The organism is Aquabacter sp. DMC10, from assembly GCF_056314145.1.
In genome coordinates this window covers 154,590-169,853 of record NZ_JBQUYX010000011.1, presented here as the reverse complement: position 1 = coordinate 169,853, position 15,264 = coordinate 154,590, and the positions used below count along the sequence as shown (strand labels likewise).

Annotated in this window: 10 protein-coding genes; 6 read left to right on the top strand and 4 right to left on the bottom strand. The window is 68.7% G+C overall.

What is annotated here, in order from left to right; translation table 11 throughout:
- Positions 1-24: 24 nt before the first annotated feature.
- Positions 25-945, bottom strand: coding sequence for a LysR family transcriptional regulator (locus ACT54L_RS24300; protein ID WP_476088240.1), 921 nt, complete (start codon positions 943-945; stop codon positions 25-27).
- Between the two features lie 132 nt (positions 946-1,077).
- Between ACT54L_RS24300 and ACT54L_RS24295 the strand changes: the two genes are divergently transcribed.
- The 5 genes from ACT54L_RS24295 (at position 1,078) to ACT54L_RS24275 (ending at position 5,960) form a co-directional block, all read left to right on the top strand.
- Entirely contained in the window at positions 1,078-2,532 is a 1,455-nt protein-coding gene (locus ACT54L_RS24295) for an MFS transporter (RefSeq protein WP_476088239.1), read from the top strand.
- Positions 2,533-2,554: 22 nt separating this feature from the next.
- Positions 2,555-3,328, top strand: coding sequence for a siderophore-interacting protein (locus tag ACT54L_RS24290; protein ID WP_476088238.1), 774 nt, complete (start codon positions 2,555-2,557; stop codon positions 3,326-3,328).
- A gap of 234 nt (positions 3,329-3,562) precedes the next feature.
- A complete protein-coding gene (crcB, locus tag ACT54L_RS24285) occupies positions 3,563-3,970 on the top strand; it encodes a fluoride efflux transporter CrcB (RefSeq protein WP_476088237.1) in 408 nt (135 codons plus the stop codon).
- A 66-nt stretch (positions 3,971-4,036) separates the two neighbouring features.
- Positions 4,037-4,813 (top strand): SDR family NAD(P)-dependent oxidoreductase, encoded by a 777-nt coding sequence (locus ACT54L_RS24280; protein ID WP_476088236.1) that lies wholly within the window; start codon positions 4,037-4,039, stop codon positions 4,811-4,813.
- Positions 4,814-4,832: 19 nt separating this feature from the next.
- A complete protein-coding gene (locus ACT54L_RS24275) occupies positions 4,833-5,960 on the top strand; it encodes an FAD binding domain-containing protein (RefSeq protein WP_476088235.1) in 1,128 nt (375 codons plus the stop codon).
- A gap of 14 nt (positions 5,961-5,974) precedes the next feature.
- Here ACT54L_RS24275 and ACT54L_RS24270 read toward each other — a convergent pair whose 3' ends face one another.
- Complete coding sequence (locus ACT54L_RS24270; protein ID WP_476088234.1) at positions 5,975-11,122, bottom strand: trifunctional serine/threonine-protein kinase/ATP-binding protein/sensor histidine kinase; 5,148 nt, start codon at positions 11,120-11,122, stop codon at positions 5,975-5,977.
- A 297-nt stretch (positions 11,123-11,419) separates the two neighbouring features.
- Here ACT54L_RS24270 and ACT54L_RS24265 point away from each other — a divergent pair, with 297 nt between their 5' ends.
- Positions 11,420-12,226 carry a helix-turn-helix domain-containing protein gene (locus ACT54L_RS24265; RefSeq protein ID WP_476088233.1) on the top strand — a complete coding sequence of 269 codons (807 nt, stop codon included), beginning with the start codon at positions 11,420-11,422 and terminating at the stop codon, positions 12,224-12,226.
- A 74-nt stretch (positions 12,227-12,300) separates the two neighbouring features.
- Here the strand turns inward: ACT54L_RS24265 and ACT54L_RS24260 are convergent, their stop codons facing one another.
- Both ACT54L_RS24260 and ACT54L_RS24255 read right to left on the bottom strand, forming a co-directional pair.
- The gene (locus ACT54L_RS24260; RefSeq protein ID WP_476088232.1) at positions 12,301-13,143 is read right to left on the bottom strand and encodes an alpha/beta fold hydrolase; all 843 of its coding nucleotides are present in this window, start codon (positions 13,141-13,143) and stop codon (positions 12,301-12,303) included.
- 405 nt (positions 13,144-13,548) lie between these two features.
- Positions 13,549-15,210, bottom strand: coding sequence for a Na+/H+ antiporter (locus ACT54L_RS24255; protein WP_476088231.1), 1,662 nt, complete (start codon positions 15,208-15,210; stop codon positions 13,549-13,551).
- Positions 15,211-15,264: the final 54 nt, after the last annotated feature.

Below are 15,264 nucleotides of genomic sequence, written 5' to 3'. Positions count from 1 at the left end.
AAGCGACGGGCCTGGGGCGCGGTCTTATGGCTTTCGCCCGCAGGCCTCACGGACGAGCGATCGCAGCCATCGATGCGCCGGGTCCGCGTCGAACCGCGGGTGCCAGGCGAGCGAGATGGCGAGCGCATCCGTCTTCACCGGCAGATCGAAGCTGTGAAGCCCAGCGCGCGCGGGCGCGGTGAGGCGGGCCGGCACCGCCGCCACATGATCGGACGTGCGCACGATGGCCAATGCATCGGCGAAATTGGCAACCGCGATGGCAACGACCCGCGAAAGACCCTGCGCCGCCAATGCCCCGTCGAGCGGTCCGGCAAAGCGTCCCCGCCGCGAGACGGACACGTGGGGGAAGGCCGCAAAGCGTTCGGGCGTCAATGCTTCGGCCAGTGGGTGGCCCGGCCGTACGACCCCGATGAAGCGGTCATGAAACAGCGCCTGCAGGCGGATCTCCGGCCCTGTTGCCCCGACCACGCCCACATCCGCATCGATCCGCCCCTCGCGCAGCGCCTCCACATCCTCCTTGTCCTGATGGGCAAAGCGCAGGCGCACCCGCGGGGCCTGCTGGGCGGCAAGACCAGCCAGGACCGCGCCGAAAGTGCCGACGAACCCGTCATTGGCGCGAATGACAAAGGTGCGCTCAAGGCGCGACAGGTCCGGCGCATCCTCCCCCCGCACCAGGGCCTCGGCTTCGGCCACAAGGCCCCGCAAACGTTCGCGCAGGCTCTCGGCGCGCGGCGTCGGCACGAGACCCCGCCCCGCCCGCACGAGCACGGGATCGCCGATGAGATGCCGGATGCGGGCGAGCTGGCGGCTCATGGCCGGCGCCGACAGGTTGAGGCGCTGCGCGGCCCCCACCACGCTGCCCTCCGCTAGCAATGCATCCAGGGCGACCAGAAGGTTCATGTCCAGCGCCGGCACCTGGCGTTTGGCAGCCGATCGGGCGGGCATGGCGGGGCACTTCCCATTCGTGCGTTTGGCGCAACTATATAATAGCTGCATTGCACTGTATGCAATACATGGCCAGCGCTATCGAACGGCACCCCCACGATCCCGGAAGGGACGCTTTCGATAGGCCCCGCCATGCCCCATGCCCCTCACGCCCCCGCCTCCGCGCCACATGCGCCCACGGCCCGCCAACGCCCCCTCCGCTCGGGGCTGGTCCTGGCCGGGCTTTCACTCGCCATTCTGTTGTCCCAGCTGGGCACCAACATCATCAATGTCGCCCTGCCGACGTTGGTGACGGATCTCGGCGTCGATTTCGGTGCCGTCCAATGGGTCGTGGTGAGCTACCTGCTGGTGGTGACCGCGCTCATCGTCGGGGTCGGCCGCTTCGGCGATCAGCTCGGCAAGAAGCGGCTCTATCTTTGGGGCCTGGCCATCTTCATGGCGGCCTCGGTGCTGTGCGCGCTGTCCACCCATCTGCCGCTGCTCATCGCCGGCCGCGCCGGCCAAGGCCTCGGGGGCGCCATCCTGATGGCGCTGTCCTTTGCCTTTGTCGGGGAGGTCTTTCCAAAAGAGCGCACCGGCTTTGCCATGGGCGTGCTCTCCACCATGGTCTCCTTCGGCATTGCACTGGGCCCCTCACTGGGCGCGCTGGTCCTGGCCGCCTTCGGCTGGCAGGCGGTGTTCTGGGTGAACCTGCCCTTCGGCCTCTTGGCCTTCCTGCTCGTGGCCCGCTATCTGCCCCATGCGGTCGATGCGCCCCGACACCCTGTGCCCGCCGCGCGTTTCGATTGGCTCGGGACGATCCTGCTGGCGCTCACGCTTGGCGCCTATTCGCTGGCCATGACCTTCTCGGGGAAGCTGGGCTTTGCCGCGCCGCTGGTGCTCCAGCTGGCATTGGGCGCGCTCGTCGGCCTCGCGCTCTTCCTCGCCGTCCAGGTGAAGGCGTCCACCCCGCTGCTGAAGCTCTCCATGTTCAACAACGCGCTGCTCTCCTTGAGCATGGTGATGAGCGTCCTGGTCTATGCGGTGATGATGGCGACGCTGGTGCTCGGCCCCTTCTTCCTGTCCAAGGCCCTGGCCCTGGACACTCGGATGGTGGGGCTCGTGATGACCGTCGGCCCGCTGGCCGCAGCGCTCATGGGCGTTCCGGCAGGCGCGGTGGCCGACCGGATCGGAGCCAGGCGCGCCATGGTCATGGGACTGGCCGTATTCACCATCGGCGCCGTCGTGATGTCCTGGGTCTCGCAGACCGGCGGCGTGGCCACCTATGTGGTTGCGATCCTGCTCATCAGTGTCGGGCTCGCCTTCTTCCAGACGCCAAACAACACCGCCGTCATGGCCGACGCCCGGCCCGAGCAGCGCGGCCTCGTCTCGGGACTTCTGGCGCTGGCGCGCAATCTCGGCCTCATCACCGGCGCCTCAATGATGGGCGCGCTGTTCGCCCATGCGGTGGGCGGCGATGCGACCAGCGCCGGCCCCGAAATGGTGGCGCAGGGCATGCGCTTCGCCTTCCGCGTTGCCGCCGCCATGGCAGCGGCCGCCCTCCTCCTCTCCCTCGCAACGCTGGCCCCGCGCCGGCGTCCCGCCTGATCCGCACGCAAGGAGCACGCCCATGCGCCACCCCGCCTCCCCCCTATCGGGCGCGCCGCGCCCGGTTCCGCCCGAGCGCCGCCTGCGCGTGGCCGAAGTGCGCCAGACGGTGACGATCACGCCGCACATGCAGCGCGTCACCCTCGCCTCCACCGCCTTGATGGATTTTCAGGTCCGTCGGCCCGCACAATGGGTCAAGCTCTTCGTGCCGTCGCCGCAGAGCGGAGCACAGAGCGGGCGGGCCTATACCATCCGCCATTTCCGCGAGGAGCTGAGCGAGATGGACATCGACCTCGTTCTCCACGGCGACGGGCCCTGTTCCTCCTGGGCGGCAGCCGCCCGGCCGGGCGACGTGGTCCAGATCGCCGGGCCGCGGGCCGGCTTCCGGCAAGACCCGGACACGGCCCATCTGCTGATCGGCGGCGACGAGACCGCGCTCCCCGCCATTGGCGCGATCCTGGAAGCGCTCCCGGCCGGCCTGACCGCGGACGTGTTCATCGAAATCCCGGACGGCACCGACGCCCAGGTCCTTCGCTCCAGGGCCGAGGTCGAGATCACCTGGCTGCCACGCAACGGTCGAGAAGCCGGCACTGCGACGGACCTTGCCACGGCCATGATGATGGCGGCTCTTCCGGCGGCGACCAGCGAAGTCTGGTTCGCGGCGGAAGCCTCTGCGGTCCGTGCCGTGCGTCGCCACTTCCAGATCCAGGGCCGCCTGCCGCGCCATCGCCTCACCCTGTCCGGCTATTGGAAGAAGGGGGAAAGCGATTTCCGGGACCGCGACGGCACGCCATGAGCGTGCCGTCCCTCGCTGCGCACCTCCGTCGGGCCGCGAAGGGACCCGACGGGGTCCTTGTGGGGGGTGGACCTTCGCCCGGCACGTCGAACGGTTGTCCCGCAGCCCGCCGGCGCCATACCAAGGTTCAGGGCGTCGACCGGAACGTAGAATGGTCCTGCCCGCGCCCGCATGGAACTCTCATCTCCAGGACGCGCCGCCAAGCCGGCGCGCGGCGTCAGAGGAAGATGGGCCATGATCGCCTATGGATGTGTCGCGCTCGGAGGCGCCTTCGGCTCTGCCTTGCGTTTCGCGCTGGACCGCTGGATCACCCACATTCTGGGGCACAGCCTGCCGTGGGGAACCATCCTCATCAATATGGGCGGCTCCTTCGTGATCGGCCTGTGCTCGACCCTCTTCGCGACCGCCGCCGGGGCCTCGCTGCCGCTTGAGGCGCGCCAGTTCGTGCTGGTCGGGGTGTGCGGCGGCTTCACCACCTTCTCCTCCTTCAGCCTCCAGACCTTCACCCTCCTTCATTCGGACCAGCCGGCCGGGGCGGCACTCAACGTGATGCTCTCGCTGTCCTTGTGCCTGCTTGCGGTGGCGGCCGGCTCCTTGCTGCCGGGGACCCTCGCCACCCTGTCCCGAAGCGCGGGCGCCTGAGGCGGCCGGCCTGCGCCCGCCTCCCTCGCCCAGCCTGTCCCGTCACGGCCATCTTAGGAGCCCTCCATGAAGATCGATCTGTCCGGCAAATCCGCCCTCGTCACTGGCTCCACCAGCGGCATCGGCTTTGCCATCGCCAAGGGCCTCCAGGAAGCGGGGGCGGATGTGGTTATCAATGGCCGCACGCCCGCCGCAGTGGACGATGCCCTCGCCCGGCTCGGCGGCAGCGCGCGCGGCCGGGCGCTCGACCTTGCGACGGTGGAAGGCGCGCAGGACCTGGTGGCCCTGGAGCCTGCCTTCGACGTCGTGGTGAACAATCTCGGCATCTTTCAGCCGCAGGATTTCTTCGACACCGACGAGGCCATCTGGGAGCGCCACTGGCAGGTGAATGTGATGACCGGCGTGCGGCTCGCGCGGGCCTATCTGCCCGCCATGGCGGCGCGCGGCTGGGGGCGCATGCTGTTCCTGGGCTCGGAATCCGCCTTCAACATTCCGGTGGAGATGATCCATTACGGCGTCAGCAAAACCGCCGACGTCTCCCTCGCCCGCGGGCTTGCCAAGCGGATGGCGGGCACTGGCGTCACCGTGAATTCCATCCTGCCCGGCCCCACCTTGTCGGAAGGCGTCGCCGGAATGCTCAAGCCCGACATAACCGACGGCAAGTCGCTGGAGCAAGCGGGGGCGGACTTCGTGCGGACGCACCGGCCCACCTCCCTCATCGGGCGCCTGTCTACGGTCGGGGAAGTCGCCAGCATGGCAATCTATCTGGCTTCGCCCCTCGCTTCCGCCACCACCGGCGCGGCGCTGCGCGTGGATGGCGGCGTCATCGACTTCATCACCTGACCCCTGGAGGCAGATCGCCATGAGCCCTCGCATTCTCATTGTCGGCGGGTCGATGGGCGGCCTGTTCGCGGCCGTCCTGCTCGACCGGGCCGGCTTCGATGTCACCGTCACCGAGCGTTCCGAGCACGGCCTGGAAGGGCGCGGCGCGGGCCTCGTGGCTCAGCGGGAGGTGTTTGCCATGCTGCGGGGGGTGGGCATCGAGCATGTGGCACAGGTGGGGGTCACGGCGAAGGAGCGGATCTATCTCGACCGCGACGACCATGTGATCCATCGCCAGAGCACGCCCCAGACGCAATTATCCTGGGATGTCCTGTTCCGCACCATCCGCGCACATGTGCCGGATGCGCGCTATCGCACCCGGGCCCGCGCCGTGCGGGTGCAACCGGAGCCGACGCAGGTCCGCGTGCTTTATGCCGACGGCCACAAGGAGACGGCGGACCTGGTCATTGGCGCCGACGGCGTCGGCTCGCTGGTGCGCGAAGCCGTGTCGGGTCCGGCGTCGCAGCCTGCCTACGTGGGCTATGCCACCTGGCGGGGGCTCGTGCCGGAGACGCAGGTGCCGGATCTGGCACGGCGGCAGCTGTTCGAGCGGTTCGCCTTCTACGAAGCGCCCGGATCGCATATTCTGGGCTACCTCGTCCCCGGCCCGGACGGTGCCACGCAGGCGGGCCGTCGCCGATACAATTGGGTCTGGTATCGCCGCTATACGCCGACGGATCTAAGCCGCATCCTGGTGGACCGCGACGGGGTGAACCGTCCCTTTTCCCTTGCCCCGGGCCACGTGCGGCCGGAGGTGGTGGCGCGCCTGCAGGCCGATGCCGCCCAGGCGCTGCCCGCCTCCTTCGCGCAGGCGGTGGCTGCCGAGCCCCGTCCCTTCGTCCATGCGATCTTCGACTATGCCCCCGCGCACATGGCGAAAGGCCGCGTAGCGCTCCTGGGGGACGCCGCCTTTGTGGCTCGGCCGCACACGGCCATGGGCGTCGCCAAGGCGGCGGGGGATGCCTTTGCCTTGCGCGATGCCCTGACGGCGCATGGCGACCTTGAGGCCGCGCTTGCCGCTTATGAGGCAGCGCGGGTCCCTGTGGGCCAGGCCATCGTCGCCTATGGACAGCAATTGGGGCAGTCGCTCCAATTGGCGGCACGCTGACGCGCGAGGCCCGTTCAGGGGGTGGCGAGCGGGAGCCGAACGAGGAAGGTGCTCCCCTGCCCTTCCACGGAGCGCGCATCCAATGCGCCGCCGTGCAGCTCCATGATGGAGCGGCAGATGGCGAGGCCAACGCCCATCCCCGTGGTCTTGGTGGTGTAGAAGGGCTGGAAGATCCGCGCCACCACCTCCTCCGGCATGCCACAGCCGGTATCCTCAATGGCCACTTCGACGCTGTCCTGCATCGCTGAAATGTGGATGCGCAACCGTCGGTCGGGCGCGTCACGGTGGGCCATGGCCTGCAGCGCATTGGTGATGAGATTGTAAAACACCTGCTGCAGCTGGATGTTGTTGGCCAGGATCATGTGCCGCACGCTCCTGGAGCCGAGGATCGGGACGATGGCATGGGCCTCCAGGTCCGGCGCGAGGATCTTGAGGACCTCGTCCAGGACATCCTCCACCGCGACGCGGCTCAAGGGCGACGGCGCCTGCTTCACCAGGGAGCGCAGCGCGGTGATGATGTCCGCGGCGCGGCGGCCGGCCTTGCGGATGCTCTCCAGGCTGCGCGACACCTCTCCGAGATCCGGCTGGGGCCGGTTCAGCCAGCGCAGTCCGGCCTCCGCCTGGGCCACGAGGCTGGCGAGGGGCTGGTTGATCTCGTGGGCGACCGAGGTGGCAAAGCTACCCATGGCGGTAAGCTGATTGGCCCGCGCCAGTTCACTCCGCGCTTCCCGCAGGTCGAATTCGGCCTGCGCCCGACGCAGATTCTCGTCCATGAGGTCGCCATAAAGCCGGGCCGCATCCAGGGAGATGGCTGCCTGGGGCGCGAGGACTTCCAGCATGGCCATGCGCTGCGGCGTGAAGACATCGGCGCTCAGGGCATTTTCCAGATAGAGCATGCCGATGAGCTCGCCCCGCTTGATGAGCGGAATGCAGGCCAAGGAGCGGATGTTGCGCCCGTCCATGGACAGGCCACGTTGGGTCGCCTCAATGGCGGCATCCGCCAGCGTTACCGGCCGGCGGGTGCGCAGGACCGTCTTCAGCACCGAGGCCGGCATCAGGTCTTCCGGCGCGGCGGCGGGCTGGAGCTCGATGTGGATGGTCTGCCCGGCGACCCGCGCCACCGCCTCGCTCACCGGCTGCCCGTTGCGCACCAGCAGCAGCAGGCCGAACTGGGCACCCGCATGGATGAGCATGCTCTTCATCAAGGTGCGGACGACCTGTTCCAGCCCCACCTCTTCCGCCAGCGTCTGGGAGGCGGCGGTCATGACGGTCAGGTCCAGCTCGTGCTGCATTCTCTTCGGCGCGGCAGTCCTCCCCCCGGCAGCGCCAGCGGCCGTCAGGTGTCGCGCGAGATGGGCAGCCTTGCCCTGCGCGCCCCATTCCCGATAGGCCTCGATGGCGCTCTGCAGGCAGCCCTGGGCGGGGCTGTTCAGGTGAATGTCCGCGTAAAAGCGCGCCGCAAGTTCCTGCGCCAGCGCCTGGTCATGGACGAACAGGCCTGCCGCCGCGGCGTCCGCCGCCCGCTCGTAGAGGTCCATGGCCTCGGCGCGCTGGTCCGTGAGGCGGGCGGCCTCCGCCTCCAGCAGGAGATGCTTGGCGGTGAAGGTCTCCGGGTTGAGCGCGGCCCATCCCCGGAAGCGCTCCCGTGCGTCGGCCAGTCGTACGCACTGCGCGGCGGGCGGCGTGTCCCGCCGGGAGGCGTGGGCCAGGGCGAGAAAGAAGCAGGTGTTGGCCGTGTCGATATGGGCAGGCGCCGCCCAAGCCATGGCCTCCGCCGCTTCCAGGCGGGCGATGGCGTCCTCCGTCTGGCCGAGGAAGAAGGATTGCAGCCCGGCATAGTGCTTCACCCAATATTGGGTCGCCACCGACGACTTCAGCAACTCCGCATCGGGAGGCGGCGGCGCCCCGTCTCCCGAGACGAGCGCGTCGACGAGGCCAATCTGCGCCGCCAGGATGAGCTCGATGTCGCCGTATCCGATCTCCCGCGTCAGAGCGATGCTGTCCACCAGCTCCGCGTGAACCCGATCGAGCCGCGTGCCGATGACAAGCATGTCCGAGGCGATGTGATTGCGCGCATAGCAGACCATGCCGAGATCGCCCGCCGCCTGCCCCACCCGCGCGCCTTCGCGGGCATGGCTCAGCGCCGTGCGCATGGGCAATGTCCAGGCGCTCACCTGGTCGAGCGCGATAAGGGCGGCGGTGCGCTGGGCCTCGTAGCCCTCGCGCTGGGCGAGGGTGCACGCCGCCTGCGCCGCCTCGGCCCCGCTGGCATAGGCGCCGAAATAATGCGCGCCGAGGACGCCGAACCAGGCCAGCCCATAGGCCGATTCCGGCGCTGCGCCATGGGCCAGCGTCAGTTCCAGAATGCGGATGACATGCAGGAGGCGCAGCTCGCTCTTGACGAAGAAGGACGAGATGAGCGTGGACAGAAGCGCGACAGCCGCGCGCGCCCGCCGGTCGGTCATTTCCGGCAGGGCGATCACCTGCGCGAGGCCGAGGGCATCGAGCCTGGCCCGGCAGGCCTCATAGGCCGCCTCCAGGTCTTCCCGGCCGATTGTGGCGACAAGCTCCATGCCAAGGGCCGCAAGGCCTTCCAGCGCGGCCTCAATGGCCTGCCCATAGGCCCCCTTGACCGTCAGCGCGATCGCCCGCAGGCGGCAGACATCGGCGATGCTGAAGGGGTCGGCGCGCGATTGCGAAAGGGTATCGAGGGCGGCGAGAGCCTCGTCCACCCGTCCAAGGGCCAGCAGGCAGTCGCACTGCAGCCATTCGGCATCGAAGCCCAGCTCGGTGAGGGCGTCCGACTGCACGGGGGGCAGCATCCGGCGGATCAGCTCGACAAAGGTGAGGGCGCGCTCGGCCTCGCCGGCAGAGCGGCTTCTGCGGGCGGCCAGCAGCAGGATGCGGGCAAAGTGCGGGCGCTCCTGGGGCGTCAGGTCTGCCAGGTCGCAATGCTCGATCTGCGAGGCGATGTCGAAGGCCGCACCGGCCTCCGGATCGGGGTGCAGCTCGGCCAAGAGACGGGCATTTCCGAGGTGCTTGAGCGCCCGTTCCGCTGGCGACATGGACGCATATGCAGCTTCCAACACGCGGTCATGGGCGATGACGAAATCGGGGCCAGAGCGGTGAAGCAGGCCAGCCGCCACCAGGCCATTCACGGCCCGGGTCATCTCCTCCGAGCCGACTCCGGCCAGCTGGGTCGCAAAGGAGGCCGAACAACGCCCGCCCAGGGTGGCGCAACGCTGCAGAAAGCGGCGCTGCAGAACCGGCAGGGCGGCGATGCGGTCCAGCATCAGATCCGCCATTTCATGCGCAGTCCCGCCGCCATCCTCGCTTAACCTCCATTCCTGCGCCTCCGGGTCGAAGCGCAGGATGTGCTCCTCCTGCATGCGCCGAAGCAGTTGGCCGATGTAGAAGGGGTTGCCTTGGGTCTCACGCTGGACACGGGCCGAGATGGCGCCCACCTCCTCCGGCGCGCTCTTGAGGATGCAGGCCACCAGGGCGGCGGTGTCGACCTCCCGCAATGGCTGCACGCGCAGCTCCCGGGAGAACGCGGGCGAACGTCGGGCGGCCTCCAGCAGATCCCGCACGCTCTTCCGGTTCTGTGCTTCGGTGCGATAGCTGCCGATGAGGAAGACATGGGCTGGCGCGTCCGCGCACATCTGCCGGACCACATTCAGGCTGGCATGGTCGAACCACTGAAGGTCGTCCAGGAATAGCACCAGAGGGGCATCCGCCGAGGCCAGGGCACCGAGCGTCTGAGCGATCACACGGGCGGACCGGGCTTGCGCCACATGGGCCGGGGCATCTCCCAGGGCATGGGATTCCGACGGCAGGATTGCGGCTTCGGGAACCAGCTCCGCGAGCGCACGCGCCGCCCCCACGGTGGCGGCCAGACGGGACCGCGCGCCCTCCAGGGCCTCCTCCCCGCCCGCCATCAAATGGGCCAGCGCGGTGCGCAAGGCCTGCGCGACGGGCGCGAACGGCGTGCCCTGCCGCAACTGCACGCCCTTGCCGGACGTGCAGACGGCGCCCGTCCCCTCGAGGCCGGCCAGGAAGGCGTCCACCAGGGTCGACTTTCCCGCTCCCGGCTCGCCGGAAATGAGAACCATGCGGCGTGACGCATCCCCGCGGAACGCGGCGTAGACCTCGTTAAGCGCCGTGATCTCATCGTGGCGGCCAAACAGGTGCGCGGAAAGCCGCGACGGCTCAGCCAACTCGCCACGCGCCAGCACGAAGCTGACGGCCGTGCCGGTGCTGGCGATGGATTGCGCCACACGCACGAAGTCGGCATGCAGCGCCCGGGCGGTCTGATAGCGCTGCTTGGGGTCCTTGCTGATGAGCTTCAGAAGGATCTGGTCGATCACGGGGGGGAGGTCCGGGCGGGCGAGGCGCGCCGAGGGCGCCTCCATGGCCACATGGGCATGCAGCCAGCCGGGCAGGTCGTGCGCTGTGATCGGGAGGGCGCCCACCAGATGCTCGTAGAGCATGACGCCGAGCGCATAGAGGTCGGTGCGCGCATCCACCGACGACGGATCGGCGCGCAGGAGTTCGGGGGCGGCATATGGCATGGCTGGCCCGGACAGGGGAAGTTCGGTGGAGATGCCGGAGGCATGGCCGGGAAGGCCGGCAAAGCCGGTCAGGCGTACCCCGCCGTCGCGATCCACCAGAAGCCGGCGGGGAGAGAGCCTGCCATGAATGATGCCGGCGTCGTGCACCTCCATCAGCGTCGCGGTGGCCGCCCGCGCGAGATCAAGGAAGGCCCCGACCTCTGGCTGCTCCCTGGGACGGTCCGCCAGCGGCTGCGCCGTGCGGGCGGGATAGACGAGCGCCAGCCGGTCCCCTTCTGCAAGGTAGGTGGGAACCTCGGCCAGGTCCGCTCCGAGCATGAGGGCCGCGGTGGCGTCCACCTGCAGCTGGACGGCCTCCGGCGTGTTCCAGTCGGCCAGCAGGATGCGCCAGGACCGGCCGTCGGCACCGATCACCTCCCGGCACTCAATCCCATCCTCCCCTCCCTGCACGGTCACCGTCAGACCGACCCACCAGGCGGGCGAACGGCGCTCAAGGCGATTAGCGAGGTCGTGGCTCAGCAAATAGGAGGCGTTGGGCGCCGGAACGCTGGCCTGGAGAGAGACGCCAGGAACATGACTTCTGGAGTTCATGGCCGCCTCACACTGAGCCTCACCTGCCGCGCGCCCTTGGGCCGGGGCGCAGGAATCTGCCGACGATTTAGGTGAAGTGTGACGCATGTGCCAGTATGGCGTCTTTGCCTGGAACGGCATAGTGTTTGCCGGAATTGACATACTTGATCGAGAAAGCATCAGGCCTCAGGATCAGGCAGCGGAGCCACGTCCCTGTGGGTCCAGGAGTCGAACATGACGGGCGTGCATGACTTCGGCCGTAGGAAATTTCCCAGAGGCGAGGTCCTGGCCAGTTCCGCGCGGCGGAGCTGGACGGGGATGGCTGCGGAGATCCGCAATCATCCCGCCGGAGAAATCCCGCCCCCCGTCCCGCAGCAGATGGAAATCACCCTGGCCCTGAAGGGATCGGCGTCCGGGCGCGTGCAGCGGCGGGGCAATGGCGAGTTTCAAGACACCGCCGCGCGCCCGGGGACTGTGTGGCTTTGCCCCATCGGGGTGGTGGAGGACTCCATCCGCATCACCGACGACCTCAGCGGCATCCTGCACATGTTCATCGGGCAGGAGATCTTCAGGGACATCTCGGCTTCGCTCTCGCGGGCCGTATCGCCCGAGGCCATCGCCTATCGCGCCGACCTCAACGACGATTTCATCCGCCAAGTCGGCTACAGGATCAGCGCTGAGCTTGAGGCGGAATCGTCCGTCGGTGCCTTCCTCGTGGACAGCCTCTCCCGCTCCTTGGCATCTTATCTCATCGGCCAATATAGCGGCCATGGGGCGGACGAGAGGGAGAGCCACTCGGCCGACCCGTCCAAGATGCGCAGGGTCGTGGACTATATCAACGACAACCTGGATGCGGACATTTCGCTTGCGGACCTGTCCAGCATCGCCTGCCTCAGCCGGCACCATTTCGCGCGGGCGTTCCGCTCCGCCATGGGGGTGCCGCCCCATCGGTTCATCAGCGAATTGCGGTTGCAGCGTGCGCAGGACTTGCTGGCCCACACGCCGTGCAGCCTGGCGGAGATCGCCTATGCCTGCCGCTTCTCCTCCCAGGCCACCTTCACGCGCGCCTTCCGCCGGCACGTCGGGCTGTCTCCCGGTGCCTACCGGCGGAAGACGAGCACATAGAGCGGGCGCTGGACATCGGCGGCTGAGCCGCCCCGGCGGGCCACTGGCCGAGTGATCCGCCGGGGGGTACCGCATCAGCCCTTCACGAAGGCCAGCAGGTCGGGATTGATGACGTCCGCATGGGTCGTCAGCATGCCATGGGGAAAGCCGGGATAGATTTTCATCTGGCTGTTCTTCAGAAGTTTGGCCTGAAGCACCGCCGCGTCCTTGTAGGGGACCACCTGGTCGTCGTCGCCTTGCAGCACCAGGGTGGGCACAGTGATGGCCTTCAGGTCGTCCGTCTGGTCGGTCTCGGAGAAGGCTTTGATGCCTTCATACTGGGCGAACGCGCCGCCCATCATGCCCTGCCGCCACCAGTTCTGGATGATACCCTGGGACACCGTCGCGCCGGGCCGGTTGAAGCCGTAGAAGGGGCCAGCGGCCACGTCCAAATAGAATTGGGAGCGGTTGGCGGCAAGCGCGCTGCGGAAGCCGTCGAACACCGTGAGCGGCGTGCCTTCCGGGTTGTTGGGCGTCTTCAGCATGAGCGGGGGGATGGCGGCCACCAGCACCGCCTTGGCGACGCGGCCCTGCGGCTGGCCGTAGCGGGCCACGTAGCGGGCCACTTCGCCGCCGCCGGTGGAATGGCCGATATGCACGGCATTGCGGAGGTTGAGATGCTCCACCACCGCAGAGGCGTCGGCCGCATACTGGTCAATGGTGTTGCCCGTGGCCACCTGGCTGGAACGGCCATGGCCGCGACGGTCGTGGGCGACAACGCGATAGCCCTTGGAGAGGAAGAACAGCAGCTGCGCATCCCAGTCATCCGCCGAAAGCGGCCAGCCATGGTGGAAGTGGATCGGCTGGGCATCCTTGGGACCCCAGTCCTTGAAGAAGATTTCCGTGCCGTCCGCCGTCTTCACAAAACCGCTGCTCATCCGATTTACTCCGTTGAGGTTCGTCGCGCCGGAAGTGGCGCTGGCACTGGCCGCAAGCGCGGCGCCGGGAAGCATCGTGGCTGCAGCAAATCCCGCGGCGATGCCGAACATCCCGCGTCGGGTCGTCAAAAGACCCTCACTGGCGTCTACCGCCGGTCCATCGGCAGGGTTTTCCAAGTCCTGCAGTCGTCCGAGAACGCTCGGAACCTTGCCCATGGCATGATCTCCTGTTGCCATTGCTCACGAGGTCGAACCTAGACGGGGCGGCAGGAGCGCTGAATTGTACGGGCAGATCGAGAGGATATACGTAGGTTTAACGGGGATCTTCTTTCAGGCGATGGACGCCACCGCGCGGCCCTGCTGATGCGACAGCGAACCCCGCCGATGGGGCGTGCGGGCGCCGGCTCAGCTGGCCAGCCAGGCCTCCTGGCCATCCAGTTCGAGCAAAAGGAGGCGCGCCGTCTCGTTGTCGATCACATGCTCGGCCACCATGCGCGCAATCTCCGCGCGCTGCGCGTGCAGTCCGCCGACGCGCAGCAGGTGCTCAGCGGTGCCCCGCTGGTCCAAAGCTCCGCCATCCCGCGCGGGGCGGCTCAGCCGCTCCACCTGCCGCTGGTAGAAGGACAGCACCGTGGCGGAGGCCTCCTGCCAGGAATGCGGGTCCGGCCCGTCGCCCGCGCCGCCCTCCTGCGCCATGCGCGCCACCGCGGCGATGGCGGCCTGCGCCGTGCGCAGGCGGGCCGCCACCTGCTGCGGCGCCGCCTCCTCGGCGGCAGCCGCGGCGAGCCGGCGCGCCAGCACCGGAAGGGCGAGATTGGCAACCACCAGCGAGGTGACGATCACCCCGGCGGCGATGGCGATGACAAGGTCCCGCGCGGGGAAAGGCGCGCCGCCTTGCAGCGCGTTCGGCAAGGCCAGTGCGGCGGCCAGCGTCACCGCGCCCCGCACGCCCGAGAATGTCATGGCCATGGCGGTGAGGAGCCGCGTCCGGCCGCTGCATGCTTCCTGCCCGGCGTGCGTGTTGCGGGCCACCAAGACCCCCACCCAGGCGAACCGCACGACCATGAGGGCAATGAAGGCTGCGCCGATGGCGGCGCCCAGCCAAAGCGCCCCCGAGGCCCCTGCCAGAGGTGCCTTGGCCAAGGAGAGGCCCGCCGAGGGGGCCTCCGCCAGGGCCTTTTCGGCGATTCCGGGCAATTGTTCGCCCAGCAGGATGAAAATGATGCCGTTCAGGGTGAATTCCAGTGTCTCCCAGATGGCGGCGCGGCGCAGCCGGGTCAGCGGCAGCGCCTTTCCCCCAAGCTCCCACCGCCCCATCACGATGCCGGCCGCCACGGGGGCGAGAATGCCGGAGGCGCCCAGCGCCACCGCCGCGTGATAGGCCGCATAGGGAAACAGCAGGCTGATGAGGATCTGCGTCGCGGTGGTTTCCCCGAGCCGCGCCAGGATCGCGCTCTTCAGAGACAGGATGACGAGGCCGACGCCGGCGCCGATGGCGAGCCCGCCGGTTCCGATCCAAAGCAGGTCCCACACCATGGCGGTGCCGGAGGGCGCCTGCCGCGCCCCAAGGAGCAGCACATAGTGAAGACAGACCAGGGCGGAGGCATCATTGAGCAGCGCCTCGCCTTCGATGACCCGCCCCGCGCCACGGGCCAGCGGCGCCCGCCGGAGCAGCGACGTGCCCGCGACGGCATCGGTGGGCGAGAGCACGGCCACGAGGGCCAGCACCGCCACCAGTGGCAGGTGGAGAAGGAGCGCATGCAGGGCCGGCCCGACACAGGCCACGGTGACCAGCACCAACCCCACCGCCAGCGAGGTGATCGGGCCCGCCCGCAAGATCAGCTCATGGCCGGAAAAGCGCCAGCCATCCACGAACAGGAGAGGCGGCAGGAACAGCACGAAGAACAGGTCGGGATCGATGCTCACCGGGTCGATACCCAGCCGGCCCATGACCGCGCCGACGGCAATCTGGACCAGGGGCGGCGCCACGCGGGGCAAGAGCCGGCTGATCCAGCTGCTCACCACCACCGCGATAACGAGGATGAGAACGAGATTGAGCGTCGCCATGGCCTTGCCGGGGATCGGAGGGGCGCGAGAGCTTCGGGGGAGGTCGCGCGGCGA

Excerpts from the sequence above, each read along its gene's own strand:
- ACT54L_RS24275 (WP_476088235.1), top strand. The coding sequence starts at position 4,833 with ATGAGCCCTCGCATTCTCATTGTCGGCGGGTCGATGGGCGGCCTGTTC.
- crcB (WP_476088237.1), top strand. The coding sequence starts at position 3,563 with ATGATCGCCTATGGATGTGTCGCGCTCGGAGGCGCCTTCGGCTCTGCC.
- ACT54L_RS24290 (WP_476088238.1), top strand. The coding sequence starts at position 2,555 with ATGCGCCACCCCGCCTCCCCCCTATCGGGCGCGCCGCGCCCGGTTCCG.
- ACT54L_RS24300 (WP_476088240.1), bottom strand. The coding sequence starts at position 945 with ATGCCCGCCCGATCGGCTGCCAAACGCCAGGTGCCGGCGCTGGACATG.
- ACT54L_RS24260 (WP_476088232.1), bottom strand. The coding sequence starts at position 13,143 with ATGAGCAGCGGTTTTGTGAAGACGGCGGACGGCACGGAAATCTTCTTC.
- ACT54L_RS24270 (WP_476088234.1), bottom strand. The coding sequence starts at position 11,122 with ATGAACTCCAGAAGTCATGTTCCTGGCGTCTCTCTCCAGGCCAGCGTT.
- ACT54L_RS24255 (WP_476088231.1), bottom strand. The coding sequence starts at position 15,210 with ATGGCGACGCTCAATCTCGTTCTCATCCTCGTTATCGCGGTGGTGGTG.
- ACT54L_RS24295 (WP_476088239.1), top strand. The coding sequence starts at position 1,078 with ATGCCCCATGCCCCTCACGCCCCCGCCTCCGCGCCACATGCGCCCACG.
- ACT54L_RS24265 (WP_476088233.1), top strand. The coding sequence starts at position 11,420 with ATGGCTGCGGAGATCCGCAATCATCCCGCCGGAGAAATCCCGCCCCCC.
- ACT54L_RS24280 (WP_476088236.1), top strand. The coding sequence starts at position 4,037 with ATGAAGATCGATCTGTCCGGCAAATCCGCCCTCGTCACTGGCTCCACC.